Source organism: Streptomyces sp. NPDC026672 (assembly GCF_040638185.1).
Taxonomy (GTDB): domain Bacteria; phylum Actinomycetota; class Actinomycetes; order Streptomycetales; family Streptomycetaceae; genus Streptomyces.
This window is the reverse complement of sequence record NZ_JBEZXS010000058.1, coordinates 19157-34726: the sequence shown is the minus strand read 5'-3', so window position 1 is coordinate 34726 and position 15570 is coordinate 19157. Positions and strand designations below refer to the sequence as shown.

The following is a 15570-nucleotide window of genomic DNA, read 5'->3' as shown; positions in this document are numbered from 1 at the left end:
TCAGTCCTCCGTGAGCAGGGGGTAGACGCCGTTCTCGTCGTGGTCCTCGCGGCCGGTGACTGGCGGGTTGAGCAGGCACACGCACCGGAAGTCGCTCCGGGGGCGCAGGGTGTGCCGCTCGTGGCCGTCGAGGAGGTACAGGGTGCCCGGCATGATCCGGTGGGTCTCGCCGGTCTCCTCGTCGGTGAGTCCGGCCGTGCCCTCGACGCACAGGACGGCCTCCACGTGGTTTGCGTACCGCATGGTGGTCTCGGTGCCGGCGTACGGCACGGTCTCGTGCAGGGAGAAACTCGCCTTCTCACGGGCCAGGACGATGCGTTTGCTCTCCCAGGTGCCGGACTTCGACCTGATGCGGCGGTTGGTGTTCTCAATTTCCACGAGCGATCGGACGATCACTGGAGTCCTCGTTCCTCGTCTGTGCGGGTGGCTGGGGAAGGGGAATGGGGGAGGGGGCGGTGCCCGAATGAGTTCAGGGCGTCGCGAGAACCGCTCGGTCGAGGATGTCCAGGCCCTCATCGAGCTCGGAGTCTCTGACGGTCAGCGGCGGCAGCAGTTTGACGACCTGTCCCTCCGGCCCCGAGGTCTCCAGGAGCAGGCCCCGTTCGAAGGCGCGGGCGCAGATAGCGGCGGCCCGTGCCCGGTCGTCGAACTCGATTCCCCAGACCAGGCCGCGGCCCCGGCAGGCGGTGCCTTCGTGTTCGGCGCAGAGGGCGAGCAGCCGTTGCTCGACCTGTTTGCCGAGGCGCGCCGTGCGCAGTTCCAGTTCCCGGTCCGCCCAGTACGTGTGGAGGGCGGCGGTCGCCGTGACGAAGGCGGGGTTGTTGCCGCGGAAGGTGCCGTTGTGCTCGCCTGGTTCCCACTGGTCGAGTTCGCGGCGGAAGAGGGTGAGCGCCATGGGCAGCCCGTATCCGCTGATGGACTTCGAGACGGTGACGATGTCCGGCGTGATGCCCGCTTCCTCGAAGGAGAAGAAGGCCCCGGTACGGCCGCAGCCCATCTGGATGTCGTCGACGATGAGCAGCATGTCGTGGCGTACGCACAGTGCGGACAGCGCGCGAAGCCATTCGGGCCGGGCCACGTTGATCCCGCCCTCGCCCTGCACGGTCTCGACGATGACCGCCGCGGGGTGGTTGAGGCCGGAGCCCGAGTCTTCCAGGAGCCGTTCGAACCAGAGGAAGTCGGGTACCTGTCCGTCCAGGTAGTCGTCGAACGGCATGGGTGTGCCGTGGACGAGTGGGATGCCTGCTCCGGCCCGTTTGAAGGCGTTGCCGGTGACGGCCAGGGAGCCCAGGGACATACCGTGGAAGGCGTTGGTGAAGGAGACGACCGACTCCCGCCCCTTGACCTTGCGTGCCAGTTTGAGCGCGGCCTCGACGGCGTTTGTCCCTGTCGGCCCCGGGAACATGACCTTGTAGGGTAGTTGGCGAGGGCCGAGGACGATTTCTTGGAAGCTTTCGAGGAAGTCGCGCTTGGCGGTGGTGGCCATGTCCAGGCCGTGGGTGACCCCGTCGCGCTCCAGGTAGCTGAGCAGGGCGCGTTTGAGGACCGGGTTGTTGTGACCGTAGTTGAGGGACCCTGCCCCGGCGAAGAAGTCCAGGTAGCGGCGGCCGTCCTCGGACCACAGTTGGCTGCCGCGGGCGTGGTCGAAGACCACGGGCCAGCCGCGACAGTAGCTGCGGACCTCTGATTCGAGCGTTTCGAACGTGCTCAGGGGTGTCTGGGTCGTGGTCATACTGATGGATCTCCTTGCGGGGTGTGACGACGGTGCGGGTTCGTGCCTGGTCAATGTGTGGCCGGTGCCGGGCGGTCCGCGGGTGGGCGCAGGGGGCCTATGTGGGCAGCACTTCCGGTGGGCGCCAGTCCCCGGGGAACAGCCCGTCGTCGAAGAAGACCGTCTGTTCGACGTCCGCACGGTGTCGCGCCGCGTACGCGGCGAACAGCGCGAGAGAGGCGGCGTTGCCCGGGGTGATGGTGGTCTCCACCGTGGTGAGCGGGTGCCGTGCGGTGAGTTCGTCGAGGAGGGCGGCGGCCAGGCGTTGCCCCGGTGCTCCTCGTCGACGGCGATCTGCCAGATCACGGGGTCTGCGCACGGGTGGGCGGGAGGCAGCCGGTGATGAACGCGATAGCTTCGCCGGTCCTCTCGTGCCGGGCGACTGCCGAGGTCTCGGCGAAGTCGCGGCGCCACAGCAGGTAGCTGTAGGGCGATTTCAGGTCGAGAACCCGGGAGTCGTGGGCGAGGCGCCGGAGGGTGGGACCGTCATCGCCGTTCGGGCGGTCGATGACCGGGGAGCCGTGACGTGCGGGTGAGGCCGGAAAAGAAGAGGGCATGGATCCGTGTTCGGTCGGGAGCGGTGGGACGAGCCGATGGGAGCGGGGGACCGTGCATGGAGATGCCCCGGGTGGCGGAGGGTTTCCGGTACCGGGGTTCATAGGACGGCACCGAGGAAATCCCGGGTGCGGTGGTGCCGGGGCTCGGTGAAGAGCTGTTCGGGGCTGCCGACCTCCACGACCCGTCCCGCGTCGAACATGAGGACCTCGTCGGAGATGTCCCGGGCGAAGCCCATCTCGTGGGTGACGCAGAGCAGCGTGACTTCGGTCGTGGCGGCGATCTCGCGCAGCAGGTCGAGGACGCCGGACACGAGCTCGGGATCGAGGGCGGAGGTGACCTCGTCGAGCAGGAGGATCTCCGGCTCCATGGCGAGCGTCCGGGCGATGGCCACGCGCTGCTGCTGGCCGCCGGAGAGCCGGGTCGGATGAGCCAGGGCCTTGTCCGCCAGTCCGACCAGGTCCAGCAGCTCTCGGGCCCGCTGCTCGGCCTGCTCCCGCCGCTGCCCGAGGGTGCGGACGGGTGCCTCGGTGATGTTGCGCAGCACGTTCATGTGGGGGAAAAGGTTGAAGTGCTGGAACACCATGCCGATACGGCGCCGGATCGGCCGCAGGTATTTCTCGTCGGCGGGCTTGAACGTGCCGTCCGCGGCTCGCCGGTGCGACAGCGGTTCGCCGTCGACCCATATCACCCCGTCCGATACCCGCTCCAGTGTCATCAGCAGCCTCAGAATGGTGGTCTTGCCGGAACCGGACGGGCCGATCAGGGTGACGTGCCGACCGCGCTCGACGGAGAGGTCCAGCTCGTCGAGGACCGTGTGGCCGCCGTACCGCTTGACTACCCGTTCGAAGCGGACCATCGGCCGCCGCTGCGGCGTGGCGTCCTCGACGCCGTCACGGGTTAGAGGGTTGTGGAGGGGGTCAGTTGCCAAGGCGCTGCTCCAGTTTCCGCAGGGCGAGCGAGGTTGGGTAGCTCGCCAGCAGGAAGACGAGTCCGGCGAGAGTGAAGGCTTCGGGGTAGGCGAAGTGGTCGGCCCCGTACTCACGGGCCTGCGCGACCATCTCGGACACTGTGATCACGGCGAGGAAGGGGGTCTCCTTGAACATCGCGATCGCGTAGTTGCCGAGCGCGGGCAGGACGGTACGAACAGCCTGCGGAAGGACGACGGACCGCCAGGTGCGGACGGGGGACAGCGACAGGGCTCGCGCGGCCTCCCACTGCCCCGCCGGTACGGCGTCGATGCCGGCCCGGTACACCTCCGCCAGGTAGGCGGAGTAGTGGAGGCCGAGCACCACGACACCGATGGTCAGCGGGGCGATCGAGGTGAACACCGCGTAGGCGCCCACCAGTTGCACCAGCAGTGGGGTGGAGCGCACGATCTCCACCCCGGCCTTGAGCGGCAGGGTCACCCATCGGGTGGTAGCCCGGCCGCCGACCGCCAGCGCCAGCCCCACGACCGCGGCCAGCACCGTCCCCAGGACGGTGGCCAGTACGGTGGTCCTGAACCCGGCGAGCAGCAGAGGCAGCGCCTCCCGCGCCGCCCCCCAGTCCCACTGGTAGTTCACGGGCGGCCTCCACTCGCGGCGAGGGTATCCGCCCGTCCGGTGCGGCCCAGCCGCGCAGCGGCATGCCGCTCCAGGAGCCGCATCCCCCAGGTCAGCAGCATGGCCAGGACGAAGTAGAGGAGCAGCAGGGTCACGTAGGCGGGCACGGTCTCCCCGGTGCGGTCACGCAGCGTCTGGACTACCGTCGTCAGATCCGCCACGGAGATCAGCCACAGCAGCGGGGTGGACTTCAGCATCTGGATCGAGAGATTGGTGAACGGCGGGATCATCTGCGGCCACGCCTGTGGCAGGACCACCCGGTACCACCGCTGGAGAGGGGAGAAGCTGAGCGCGACGGCGGCCTCCTGCTGCGGGCGCGGTACCGCTGCGAGGGCTCCTCTCACGACCTCCGACCCGTACGCCCCGTAGTTGAGGCCGAAGGCGAGGACTCCGCACAGCAGCGGCCCCAACTCGTACCCGGTCAGCAGCGGGAAAGCGTAGTACAGCCAGAACAGCTGGATGTACAGCGAGGTGCCGCGGAAGAACTCCACGGCACCCCTGGACGTCCAGCGCAGCACGCGCCATCCCGACCCCGCTGCCAGGCCCAGCACGAAGGAAAGCACGCCTGCCACCAGTGAGCCCAGCACGGTTGCCTCGACGGTCACCCATGCCCCGGCGCCGACCGAGGGAAGCTCGGAAAGAAAGACGGACAGGAAGTCACCCATGGGAACCCCGCCCCCCGCGTCAGGCGGCACACAGTTTCTCGGTCGTCAGATCCGCCGGGGGCATCTCGGCGGCGGTGAAGCCGTAGGCACCGAGCAGGGCGACGTACCGCTCCTCGTCCGAAGTGATCTTCTGGAGCTCGGTGTTGAAGGCATCCCGCAGGGGCGCGGCCCCCTTACGGAAGACGGCCCCTCCCGGGCTGTACTGCTTCACCCCGTCGACCACCGGCAGGAACGGTTCGGTGACCTCAAGGCCCTTGTTGGTCCTGGCCAGCCAGCGCAGGGAGATGCCGGTCAGCACGAAGGCGTCGATCCGCCCGCTCTTCACCGCGTCGGCGCCGTCCTGCGGCTTGGTCACCGTCTTGATCCGGGCCGCCGGGATGCCCGCCCCCTCGGCATATCCCTTCTCGGCCGCACCGGACATCACCCCCAGGGTCACCCCCGCCTGCTCGGCCGACGCCAGATCGCCCAGCTTCCTCGGGTTACCGGCCGGGACCATCATGGCGGTCGGGGAGATGAACTCAGGTTCGGAGAAGATCGCCTTTTCGCAGCGCTCGGGCAGGATCGCCATCCCGGCGCTGATCACGTCGTACTTCCCGGCCAGCAGTCCCGGGATCAGCCCGTCCCACTCCGAGAACACCGGGCGCAGTTCGGGCACGCCGAGTGCCTTGAACACCTCGGCGTGCAGTGCCGGCGCCTCCCCCTTGAGGGTGTCCCCCTCCTTGTAGCCGTACGGTGCCTCGTTCGCGTACGCCACCTTGGCGTAGCCCCGCTTCTTGATCCGGGCGAGCAACTCCGGGTCGCTGTCACCGCTCCCCTCGGTCTTGCTGCACGCGGTCAGCCCACCCGCTGTCGCCGCGAAGGCACCGGCGGAGGCGAGGCCGAGGAGACGGCGGCGGGTCAGAGCGGTGTGTCTGGGCATGAAGTGAAGTCCCTTGTCCGGCAAGCGCTTTACGCAGTGCCCACCCGCCTGCCCGGACTCCGAAAGGTATGTCGGAAACCTTCACAGTGTTATGAGCTCGTATCGGGACCGTTTCAACATCCTTACCACCATGCGGTTTCAGGAGCCGCCGAGCGGCTTTCCATCTGTGCATTCGATCGGCCATGCCAGGAGGACGTATCGCCGTTGCCGCAGGCACCCGCGTACTCGTTCGGCACCAAGTCGCCTGCCCGGTAGGGCGATTGACCCGTGCACGCGTAACCGGCTGTCTCTTGTTCCCGGTGCGGGGCGATCCGGTGAGACCGCAGGAGGAGATCATGGCCATCGGCCGACCGGTCTCCTGTCGGAGATGTGGACCTCTCCGTCCGCGAGGCCAGGGGACAGTGGCATCCTGCCGATGTCGGCCGGGTTGAAGGCCGCCATCGCTCCGCGGCGAACTCGGCGAGCAGGGCCCGGGACGGCGCCCTGGCCGTGACGCCTGCGGGCGGGCAGGATTGCATCGACTCCGTCCGATCCTGTCCGGCATGAGGGTTTCGTCCCGCTTGAAGTTGGTGTCCGAGGCGGTGCGCGCCGCATTGGGGGCCGTGGCGCGCGATGCACCGAACCTGCTGGATGAGCTGGGCGGACCTGGTGACGTCGGCCGCGGTCCGGTAGCGCTGTGAAGGGGCCGCGGGGAATCGCGCGACCAGCCACGACGGTGCCGCGGTCGACACACAGCCCCTCGCCGCGCTTCCGGCGGAGTTCTTGGTCACCGCCGATCGGACCGAAGGCCACCGGCGGCAGGTGCGCCGGTACGCCCGACCCGGCCACCCCGACGCCCCGCCCGAACCGATGGGCCCCTGCGCCCGCAAGCGCTCGGTCAGGGTGGCCGCGAAGTCCTCGGCGCGGGAGAGCTGGGTGTGCAGGTCCTCGACGCGCTGCTGTGCGGCCCGCTCGAAGCCGCGGATCCGATCCAGCAGTTCCTCGCGCTGCTCGGGAGTCAGTTGCCCACCCGAGTCGAGGCGGTCGGTTGCCTCCGGCAGGGCGCGTATCTCGTCGAGGGTGAAGCCGAGGGGCTTCATGCGGCGGATAACCATCAGGCGGGCGACATCGGACTCGGTGTAGAGGCGGAAGCCGCCCTGGGAACGGGCCGAGGGGATGACGAGGCTTGTCTCCTCGTAATGGCGGATGGTGTGCAGCGACAGCTCGGTCCGTGCGGCAACCTCGCCGATCTGCATGTGCTGGCTGCTCACGTGGGGCGCCTTCCTCGTCTCGCCACGGCCGCCACCGATCTCTACCCCAACGTCAGGGTAGGGTTGCCTCGATGTCGGGTCGGATGCCTTTCGGCGCCCGTTCCCCTGGTGCGGGATGCCCTCCTGCGACCGTCAGCCGTGTCGGGGCCGACGTCGCCCCCGACAGGGACCGCAGTCCTTGAAGCCGGAGAACGTCTACACGTGCCCATGATGCCCGGCGCCGTTGTGGGTTCCTTCGCTGCCGCACTCTGCTTCGGTCCGCCGTTCGCGGACCTGGTGGATGGCCGCCCCGGCCCTCCATGCCTTTCTGCACGCCCGCCGTCATGCCGGGTGTGCCCGAGCACGACAGGTTCCTCTCCTCGTGTCCTCCTCCGCTCTGTCCCCGGCGGCCCGACTGCGTGGCCTTCGACAGCCGTCGTGGTTGTCCGACCCGAAGGTGCTGCGCACCGAGGTGCTGGCTGGTCTCGTGGTCGCCCTGGCACTGATCCCCGAGGCGATCTCGTTCTCGATCATCGCCGGGGTCGACCCGGCCATCGGCCTGTTCGCCTCGTTCACGATGGCTGTGACCATCGCGATCGTCGGCGGCCGCCCGGCCATGATCTCCGCGGCCACCGGTGCTGTCGCTCTGGTCATCGCCCCGATGAACCGTGAGCACGGCTTCGGCTACCTCGTCGCGACCGTGATCCTGGCCGGCGTCCTCCAGATCCTCCTCGGCGCCCTCGGCGTGGCCAAGCTGATGCGGTTCGTGCCGCGCAGCGTGATGGTCGGCTTCGTCAACTCCCTCGCCGTCCTGATCTTCATGGCGCAGGTGCCGGAGATGACGGACGTGCCCTGGCCTGTCTATCCGCTGATCGCAGCAGGGCTGGCGCTGATGGTGTTCTTCCCGAAGGTCACGAAGGCGGTCCCGGCACCGCTGGTGTCGATCGCGCTCCTCACCGTCATCACGGTGGCCGCCGGTATCGCCGTGCCGACCGTCGGCGACAAGGGCGACCTGCCCTCCTCACTGCCGGTTCCCGGCCTGCCGGACGTGCCGTTCACCCTCGACACCTTCACCACTGTCGCGCCGTACGCGCTCGCCATGGCCCTGGTCGGCCTCATGGAGTCGCTGATGACCGCGAAACTGGTCGACGACATCACCGACACCCACTCCTCCAAGACCCGCGAATCGATCGGCCAGGGCATCGCCAACATCGTCACCGGCTTCCTCGGCGGCATGGGCGGCTGCGCGATGATCGGCCAGACGATGATCAACGTGCGGGTCTCCGGCGCCCGGACCCGGCTGTCGACGTTCCTCGCCGGAGCCTTCCTGATGATGTTGTGCATCGTGTTCGGCCCGGTCGTCTCCGACATTCCCATGGCCGCGCTGGTCGCTGTGATGGTGATGGTGTCGGTCGCCACCTTCGACTGGCATTCCATCGCGCCCAAGACGCTGAAACGGATGCCGGCCGGGGAGACCACCGTCATGCTGGTCACCGTTGCCTGTGTGGTCGCCACCCACAACCTCGCCATCGGCGTCGTCGTCGGCTCGATCACCGCGATGGTCATCTTCGCCAAGCGCGTCGCCCACCTCGCCGAGGTCACCGCCCTCACCGACCTCGACGGCGGGACAGTCGTCTACCGCGTGACGGGTGAGCTGTTCTTCGCCTCCTCCAATGACCTGTTCGGCTGGTTCGAGTACGCGACCGACCCCGACAAGGTCGTCATCGACCTGTCTGCCGCGCACATCTGGGACGCCTCCTCCGTAGCCGCCCTGGACGCCGTCGAGACCAAGTACGCCCAGCGCGGCAAAACCGTCGAGATCACCGGCCTGAACGAACCCAGCGCCCGGATCCACGACACCCTCAGCGGGGAGCTCACCGGCGGCCACTGACCGGATCACACCGGCAGCCGCACCGCAGAACCGTCTTCAGTGATCGCTCGGCCGCCTGCGACGGCTATCACCCCAGGCTACTGGGAGGGGAGAGCGTGTCCGACATGAACGGCCGACTCACCGTACTGTCCGCTCCGCCACCCGCCGCTGCAGGTCCTCAGTTCCCGGTCGAGGCGCGTCGAGACGAAGCGCCCGAACCGTGAGATCCTGGGATCGCCAGGCCGTCGCTCCCCGCCGGGGGCGTAGGTGAGACCGAGTGCCGTGGTCAGCTGCCTCCACCAGGAGGGCTGCGATGCCGTCATGATCAGCAATGTAACGGGCCGGCATCATCCAGGGGACACGGTCTCGAAGTACGGGCAACGGCCCGGTGCGGGGCGGTGCGTCGACCAGGATCCGAGGGTGCGAGCAGGCCACCCCGAGGGGGGCACGAGGCTGCGCGCCTTCTAGGTGTGCTTGAGGCGGGGGACTCTGTCACTTCTTTCGCGCAGATATCGGGTTGCCTGCGTTGAGCTCTGCCTGACCTCGCCATTCCCCCGTGGGTAAGGTCTCCACCGGGCTTTCAGCCCTCACCTCTTCCCTGGGCGAAGCCGCGCCCGGCCTCTGGCGCCCTGGATCCCGAGGCCCGCGGGCACTTGGCCCCGGGTAGATCGTGAGGCCCTGCACTGTGGCACAATCCGGTCGCATCCCGGCAGTGTGCCAGGAGCGTGATGGGACATCCCCATACCCTCGTCCGCGGACGCTGTCGGTGCGTCTGCCGCCCGCGAATGGCTGCTCATCGCGGGCATGTTCACGATCGCCTGGCTGCCTGTGCCGGGGCGGCGGTACTGGCCACGGCTCTCTTCGGGGGCGATGGCAGGGGTGCCGCTGGTGTGGATCCTGGTGAACGTTCTGCGAGCGGCCGGTGACCGGGACTTCCTGCCGGCAATGGCTCTGCAGCCCGGAAACGAGTCGGAACTGGTCGGCCTGGTACAGGAGTGGCCGCGCGGCTCGGCTTTTCCGGGCCGCGGTTGGTCCGAGTCGTCCCGATCCCCACCGCGGCCCCTTGGACGTGTGAAGGCTGCCGGTACCCGCTCTCACGTGCTGATTGCTGCGGGCGCTGACCGCCACGCAGCTGGCGGCCGTGGTCGGGCACGAACTGGCGCATGAACAGCACATATGTGATCGGCGTACGTCACTGCTGCTCAGTGCCCGGAGTCTGCTCGCACAGCGGCTGGAGGGCCGCTTCAGTCCTTTGGCCCCCTGCTGCGGGCATCTCAACCACGCGCCTGGTACACCGAGTCGGCGGCCGACGCGGAGGCCGCCCGTCTTGCCGGTACGACCGCCACTCGCGAAGCCCTGGAACTGACCAGTCCGGTGTACGCGGCATCCGACGGTCTGGCCAAGGGGTGGCTGTCCGACCTGGCCGCCGAGCAGAGCTATCCCCAGGACTTCTACGACGCCTTCGAGGCCGCGCTGCATAATCCGCTGGTGAGGCACCGCTCCACCCGCACCGCGGCCGAGGACGAAAGGATCGGCCCGTACGCCGCGTCCGATCATCCACCGCCCGCCGAGGGCATCCGCGCACTGCCGGACGTCGAGGGCGCCATCATGTACGGCGCACAGCCGCTCGTACTGCGCGGCGCAGCCGTGATCGAGTGGTGGTGCGTGCCCGGCAGCTCGGCGGACTGGACGGCCCGCACGACGACCACTACGGCGGCGCGGAGCGGTGACCTTGCAGCGGCCGGTTCAAGGGTCGTCGGCGGACCACCGGGCCGGTTTCGTGCATGAGTGTCACCCTTTTACCTCTGCGAGGGCGGGCTTTGCGAGTGGTTGCCCTCGGCGTCCTGGCAGCTGAACGCCGCCTGGATGCCGGCCGCAACCCTCGCCGCCGACCTGGACGCCCGGCTGCGGCTCCTCCTCCTGCGCGATGAGCCCGCACTCGCCGCTGCCCGAGCCGGAGACGATCCGCAGGAAGCTCTACCACCGGCCCGCCTCACCACCTACGCTCGCCGCCGCACTCTGCGCCACGACCACACCTGACCCTGGGCCGACACGTTCACCACCGCCTGGAGGCGCGCCACCGAACTGCCGGCCTGCATCTGACGGGCCGCCCACCACCCCGACGACACCGGAGAGGAGGGGGACCGCAGCACCCTCGGGCACGTGGGCCCCGACGCCCCGCAGCGTCACACGACGACCCGTCCCCGCACGGTAGGAGACATAACGGGCAGTCAGCCGCACACGGCGACGCCGTCGCGCCGCTGAAGAATCGAGGTTGGAGCGGCAACGACGTTTTCTCGACACCAGGGGTGCTGGGGCGGACGACCGTTCTATCGCGCCACGGGACGGATCGTGTGTAGAGGCTGCGTCAAGAAAAGCAGCCACTGTCCGTCAAGGAAACTCGACGAGATTCGTGACAGTGTTGCTCTCGTCCAGTCGTCGAAGAAAAGCATCAGCGTACTCGACGGATGGAATGCGGAAAGAAATAAACGCACACAGCAGTGCTGTGGAGAAAATCTGCTGTCCAAAAACATTCCCAGTGGTACAGAAATGAGAGGACGCCGTTGTGCGACGACGTTTCGCAATGCTCTTCAGCGCCCTGGCCGTGGCCGTACCAGCCGTCACGTTGGGGGGCGGGACACCCGCGGTCGCCAACTCCGAAACAGGCAGCGCCGCAGTGGAACGGTTCTGGGTCTACGGCGACGACGCAATGAAGGGTGACAAGAAATCCTACACCGGGACCGACAGGAACTTCGAGAACGACGAGTGGGACGGCGGGTCTGCGGAGGGGGCGGTGAGCGACTCGGTCAGTTCGGTGGACAACAACACCAGCCGCTACGTCGTGCTCTACGCCAACCGCGCACCGAGCGGTTCCACCGTCTGTTCAGGCGCGCAGTACACGTCCCGGCCGTGGACGTCGGACGGCGACCTCAGTGACAACAACTTCGACAACAAAGCCGACTGTCTGGTCTTCCAGTAATCACCGGTCGAGGCGGGTGGCGACTCGCTCGGTGCCCGCCTCGCACTCGGTTCTCCGATCGATCCATGGGAAGCGCCGACATGTCCGTCCGCCAACGAAGTGCCCTTGTCGCGATGGCCGCTGTGCTCATGGTCGGCTCGTTCATGGCGGTGACTGTCGCATCCACGGCATCCGACCCTCAGCGCTCCGCCAAGGAGGCGGACGTCCCGCCGGGGCGAGAGGCACGGGAGCTGATCCTCCCCTTCGATGCGTACGGGCTCTCCGTGTTCCAGATCCATACCGTCGAGTACGCCCAGGACCTCCTCATCCGCGACTGCATGCGCGCCCAGGGCCTGAGCTGGAATCTGCTGCCGCCACCGGCCGAGGCTGCCGCCGAACCGCCCAACCGGCGCCGCTACGGTGTGCTCGAAGCCGAGGTGGCTGCCCGCTACGGGTACCACCTGCCCCCTCCTGCGCAGGCCATGAACCGCCGTGAAGCGGTGTGGAAGGAGAGACGGGGCCTGCCCTCCTATGTGCGGCGCGCCGCCTATGGTGAGGAGGGTGGCGGCGGATGCTGGAAGAAGGCGCAGGAGTCGCTGCTTCAGGGCGCCGAGTTCGACACGTCCCGGTACAACGCCTATGTCTCTGAAGCGTTCGACGAAGCGCTGGACGACCCGGAGGTAACCGCAGCCACTCGTAAGTGGAGCGCGTGCATGCGGGCCCGTGGCTTCGAGCAGGCGGATCCTCTGAGTGTTACGGGCGATCCGAGTTGGAGGAAATCGTCGCGCCCTTCCCCACAGGAGATCGCCACCGCGCGAGCGGACGTACGGTGCAAGGAGAGCACCGGTCTGATCTCCGTCTGGCGTCAGGTCGACACCCGGATACAGAGGAAGATCATCCGCTCGCACGAGAAGGACTTCCGCGCTTTCGCCGAGAGCAAGGCGCGCTGGCTGGAGGCCGCCCGCCAAGCGGTGCGCGACGACAGGAGTTGAGCCGCACTGCCGGCAGTCTCACCGTGTGGCGTACGAGCAGCCGGTTGGGGAGGTTAGGTGCATATATCCAATTTCTGTCAAGGGTGTGCTCTAGCGGTAGTTCGTTAGGGCTCGCAGAGAATCAACATGCTGATTTGATCTTGACAGGGCTGCTGTCCGTGAGGAACGCCGTGACGTCAGCGGGCGTGCGGAACCGGGCTGCCGAGGGCGGAATCGTGCAGCCGTGCTCGGCCAGGAGGGGCTGTACTTGGTGGACGGCCCTGGTGAGGGTGATGGCGTTGACTGCGAAGAGCTGGGCGAGCATGTCTCGGGTGCCGAGTTTGCGCAGGTAGAGGACGGTGGCCAGAGCTCTGTCGGCGGTGTTCAGCTTGTCCTTGGCCCCCGCGCCACGGGCACGGATGCGTTTGCCTCCCCGCTGCTGGAGCCGTCCTTGCTCACGTAACTCGTCCAGATCCTGGGCCAGTTGGTTGATGAGTTCGTCCTGCGCTGGTTCGGGCATGCTGGTCAGTTCCGGGTCGCGCAGGCCCCTTGTGCAGGGACGCGGAGGCGGGCCGTCGGCTGGCCGTGGGTTCGGGGCTGCGCGGCTGGTGTAGTGCCGGTGCCGGCCTGCGCCGCCTGGTGGGCCGGTCGGCCCAGCGTCGCCTCAGCCAGTCGCCGGCCTCCCCGACCGCGACGAGGAACACGGCTGAGGTGATGCACTGTGCGAGCGTGGCGGGCTGGTCGAGCACCTGGCCCGCGAGCCAGAGGACAAGAGCGATCAGCGCCCACCAGACGGTGAGGGAAACAGCGAGGCGCCGCACGTGCCGTCGGCTGGTCATGGGGTGGCCTTCCCGACTCGGTGTGCTGCAACGGCTGCGTATGCGCAGCCCGCTGCGGCCACGAGGGCCGCAGCGGCCGTAGCCACCAGGGTGATCACGGGCGGTGCCTCGGCCAGGCGCGGCACCGTGTTGAGGGGTGCGACGGCGTAGAGGGCAAGCAGGGCCAGGCCGCGCGGGCGCATGGGTGCGAGCCGGTGCCGCAGTGAGTTGGGTATCCGGCCGCTTAGCAGGGCCAGTCCGCCCGGGAACAGAGTGAGGGAGAAGAAGACGAGACCGATCCAGTGCCAGGTCATGCGTGCAAGGACTCCTCTGGTGAGCGGTGGGCCGACGGGGCCACGGGGCGGCTTCGGCCGCGATGACGGCGGTCGACTGGGCCGGAGAGGGTTGGGGCACAGGTGGAGGGGGCCGGGAGGTGTAGGTCGACGGTGCTCTGGCAGCCAGCATGATTCGGACGTGCCTGATGGCGATCAATCACGGTCGGCCCTCGTCTCGGTGGACAAGAACGCCCACTGTTCACGGATGGTTCCTCGGTGCCGGAGTTCACCGAGCGCCGCTCTGACCACCAGGGCGGCAATGATGATCGCGGGCGTCAGCGGCGGGACGTCCGTTGCCATCAGCCGGACGTCCCGTCAGGTCGGCCCGTCATCAGGGCACCCATCGGGCCGTCGGTCGTCTCTGCCCGCAGAGCTTGAGCAACCGCCCGCCGCGCCGACAGAGTAAACACCCTGATAGTCCGTGAGCGGAATCGTGAGCCAGCGGCCATGGCGGCACACCTCCAGGAAAACAGCGACCGACGGGCGCAAGGCCCCTTCCGCCGACCAGACTTCCCGGCACACCACACGTCCCTTGACGTGTTCTTTGCACTCTATCTGCTGCCGACGCCCCCGGACAGCCCTGTAAGGACGGCGTGCACCGCGGCCCGCGGACTGGCCGCCCACCTCCTCGGACACCGACGAACCCGGCCCGCCCCGAAGCCTGACGGCGCCGTACCACCACCGCCGGCGGGCGCGTACGAGACCATCAGCGATCAGGAGGCCGTCGGCCACACTTGACCACACGGTGGCCGCGGAGATTGTCGCGTCCCAAACCCGGCAGCACGTTCGTCTGCACCGTCCGCCATACCGACGACACCCACTGCGGTCAGGGAACTGCTCACGGCGACGACATCCTCGAACACGGCGGTTTCGCCATGTACTTCTTCCCTCCGAGAAGTGGTGGACGCCTTCGCCCATGGGTGGATGCTGCAGGACGTCCACGCTTTCGAGGAAGGCGACCCACCCCGCTGTCTACAACACGTCACGCAAGACCTGTCGCGATAATCCCCGGCGTCACTCTAGGCGGCACCGACTGCGGCGGTGTCGACGCGTAGGACCAGGCGCTCGCCCGGCACCCGTACCGTTCAGCGGGGCTACTCTGCCGACGTACCCTCCATCTATCGCAACGCGAAGTGTCGGCAGCAGGTACGGGACTGGTGTCTTGAACGGCTCGGTGAATGGGGTGTGCCGCACCAACGCCATGAGGTCCTTACGACCGTCGGCGTCACCAGCGTCATCACCACGACCGTACGCCCGCAGTGCCGACCGTGGTGCTGGTGCCCGGGACGAACACCAATGGCTCCGTCTACCAGCACATCTCCGAGGTGTTGGCCCACCGTGGTGCTCGACATGCCCGGGCAACCGGGCCTGAGCGCTGATCTGCGTCCGCGGCGCGGTTGATCCGCGTGGTACGGGCGATGGCTCACCGAGGCGTTGGAGCAGGCGGTGCCGGGACCGGCCCTGCTCGTCGGGCATTCGCTGGGCGGTGTCGTCGTACTCGCTTCCGGCTCCCCGCGCATCGCCGGGCGGTTGCTGCTCTCCAGTGCCGGGTTGGTGCGGCTGCGGGTTCCGACGGGCGTGGCAGCGACCGTGCCGTGGCTCGCCCGGCCGACTCTGCCGAGGACCGCCCGGGTGCTGCGTCGGCTGCCGGCCCCCGGCAGCCGCGTGCCGGACGAGCTCACGGAGTGGATGACGCTGGTGGCCCGCTGCCGCCACAGCAGTCTTGCTCCTCACCCGCTGCCGCGGGACCCGCTGGCCGAACGCCGGTCGGCGCCGTGCGTGGTGGCCACGTGGCACCATGACGTCTTTCTCTGCCGCCCCAGCGCCTCGGACAGGCCGTCCGGCGGCACCTCGGTGCCCTGTTGCACGTCATG

At 68.3% G+C, this 15570-nt stretch carries 13 protein-coding genes and 4 pseudogenes; 6 read left to right on the top strand and 11 right to left on the bottom strand.

What is annotated here, in order from left to right; all coding sequences use genetic code 11:
• The 8 genes and pseudogenes from AB0F77_RS38860 to AB0F77_RS38825 all read right to left on the bottom strand — a co-directional run.
• Positions 1-396 (bottom strand): ectoine synthase, encoded by a 396-nt coding sequence (locus AB0F77_RS38860; protein ID WP_361958201.1) that lies wholly within the window; start codon positions 394-396, stop codon positions 1-3.
• A gap of 73 nt (positions 397-469) precedes the next feature.
• Positions 470-1732: a diaminobutyrate--2-oxoglutarate transaminase gene (gene ectB / locus AB0F77_RS38855; protein ID WP_358079731.1), complete on the bottom strand. Its 1263-nt coding sequence runs from the start codon at positions 1730-1732 to the stop codon at positions 470-472.
• A gap of 97 nt (positions 1733-1829) precedes the next feature.
• Positions 1830-2328, bottom strand: a pseudogene (gene ectA, locus AB0F77_RS38850) (diaminobutyrate acetyltransferase).
• A 98-nt stretch (positions 2329-2426) separates the two neighbouring features.
• Positions 2427-3185: an ectoine/hydroxyectoine ABC transporter ATP-binding protein EhuA gene (gene ehuA, locus AB0F77_RS38845; protein ID WP_358079727.1), complete on the bottom strand. Its 759-nt coding sequence runs from the start codon at positions 3183-3185 to the stop codon at positions 2427-2429.
• 61 nt (positions 3186-3246) lie between these two features.
• Positions 3247-3891 carry an ectoine/hydroxyectoine ABC transporter permease subunit EhuD gene (gene ehuD, locus AB0F77_RS38840; RefSeq protein ID WP_358079725.1) on the bottom strand — a complete coding sequence of 215 codons (645 nt, stop codon included), beginning with the start codon at positions 3889-3891 and terminating at the stop codon, positions 3247-3249.
• On the bottom strand, positions 3888-4595 hold the full coding sequence (gene ehuC, locus AB0F77_RS38835) for an ectoine/hydroxyectoine ABC transporter permease subunit EhuC (RefSeq protein WP_361958197.1): 708 nt from the start codon (positions 4593-4595) through the stop codon (positions 3888-3890). The genes ehuD and ehuC overlap by 4 nt, the downstream gene beginning before the upstream one ends.
• Positions 4596-4614: 19 nt before the next feature.
• Positions 4615-5514 carry a transporter substrate-binding domain-containing protein gene (locus tag AB0F77_RS38830; RefSeq protein WP_361958194.1) on the bottom strand — a complete coding sequence of 300 codons (900 nt, stop codon included), beginning with the start codon at positions 5512-5514 and terminating at the stop codon, positions 4615-4617.
• 866 nt (positions 5515-6380) lie between these two features.
• Positions 6381-6764 (bottom strand): annotated as a pseudogene (locus tag AB0F77_RS38825) (MerR family transcriptional regulator); the annotation flags it as partial.
• 361 nt (positions 6765-7125) lie between these two features.
• Between AB0F77_RS38825 and AB0F77_RS38820 the strand changes: the two are divergent.
• The 5 genes from AB0F77_RS38820 (at position 7126) to AB0F77_RS38800 (ending at position 12564) form a co-directional block, all read left to right on the top strand.
• Positions 7126-8634: a SulP family inorganic anion transporter gene (locus tag AB0F77_RS38820; protein ID WP_361958191.1), complete on the top strand. Its 1509-nt coding sequence runs from the start codon at positions 7126-7128 to the stop codon at positions 8632-8634.
• Positions 8635-9987: 1353 nt separating this feature from the next.
• On the top strand, positions 9988-10401 hold the full coding sequence (locus AB0F77_RS38815; RefSeq protein WP_361958189.1) for a hypothetical protein: 414 nt from the start codon (positions 9988-9990) through the stop codon (positions 10399-10401).
• A gap of 78 nt (positions 10402-10479) precedes the next feature.
• On the top strand, positions 10480-10653 hold the full coding sequence (locus tag AB0F77_RS38810; protein ID WP_361958187.1) for a hypothetical protein: 174 nt from the start codon (positions 10480-10482) through the stop codon (positions 10651-10653).
• Positions 10654-11179: 526 nt separating this feature from the next.
• Positions 11180-11593: a hypothetical protein gene (locus tag AB0F77_RS38805; protein WP_361958185.1), complete on the top strand. Its 414-nt coding sequence runs from the start codon at positions 11180-11182 to the stop codon at positions 11591-11593.
• Between the two features lie 65 nt (positions 11594-11658).
• On the top strand, positions 11659-12564 hold the full coding sequence (locus AB0F77_RS38800; RefSeq protein WP_361958183.1) for a hypothetical protein: 906 nt from the start codon (positions 11659-11661) through the stop codon (positions 12562-12564).
• Positions 12565-12685: 121 nt separating this feature from the next.
• Here AB0F77_RS38800 and AB0F77_RS38795 read toward each other — a convergent pair.
• The 3 genes and pseudogenes from AB0F77_RS38795 to AB0F77_RS38785 form a co-directional block, all read right to left on the bottom strand.
• A pseudogene (locus tag AB0F77_RS38795) lies at positions 12686-13153 on the bottom strand (transposase family protein); the annotation flags it as partial.
• Positions 13154-13378: 225 nt separating this feature from the next.
• Positions 13379-13675 (bottom strand): hypothetical protein, encoded by a 297-nt coding sequence (locus AB0F77_RS38790; protein ID WP_361958181.1) that lies wholly within the window; start codon positions 13673-13675, stop codon positions 13379-13381.
• A 174-nt stretch (positions 13676-13849) separates the two neighbouring features.
• Complete coding sequence (locus tag AB0F77_RS38785; RefSeq protein ID WP_361958178.1) at positions 13850-13996, bottom strand: hypothetical protein; 147 nt, start codon at positions 13994-13996, stop codon at positions 13850-13852.
• Positions 13997-15142: 1146 nt separating this feature from the next.
• Between AB0F77_RS38785 and AB0F77_RS38780 the strand changes: the two are divergent.
• Positions 15143-15472, top strand: a pseudogene (locus tag AB0F77_RS38780) (alpha/beta fold hydrolase); the annotation flags it as partial.
• Positions 15473-15570 lie beyond the last annotated feature (98 nt).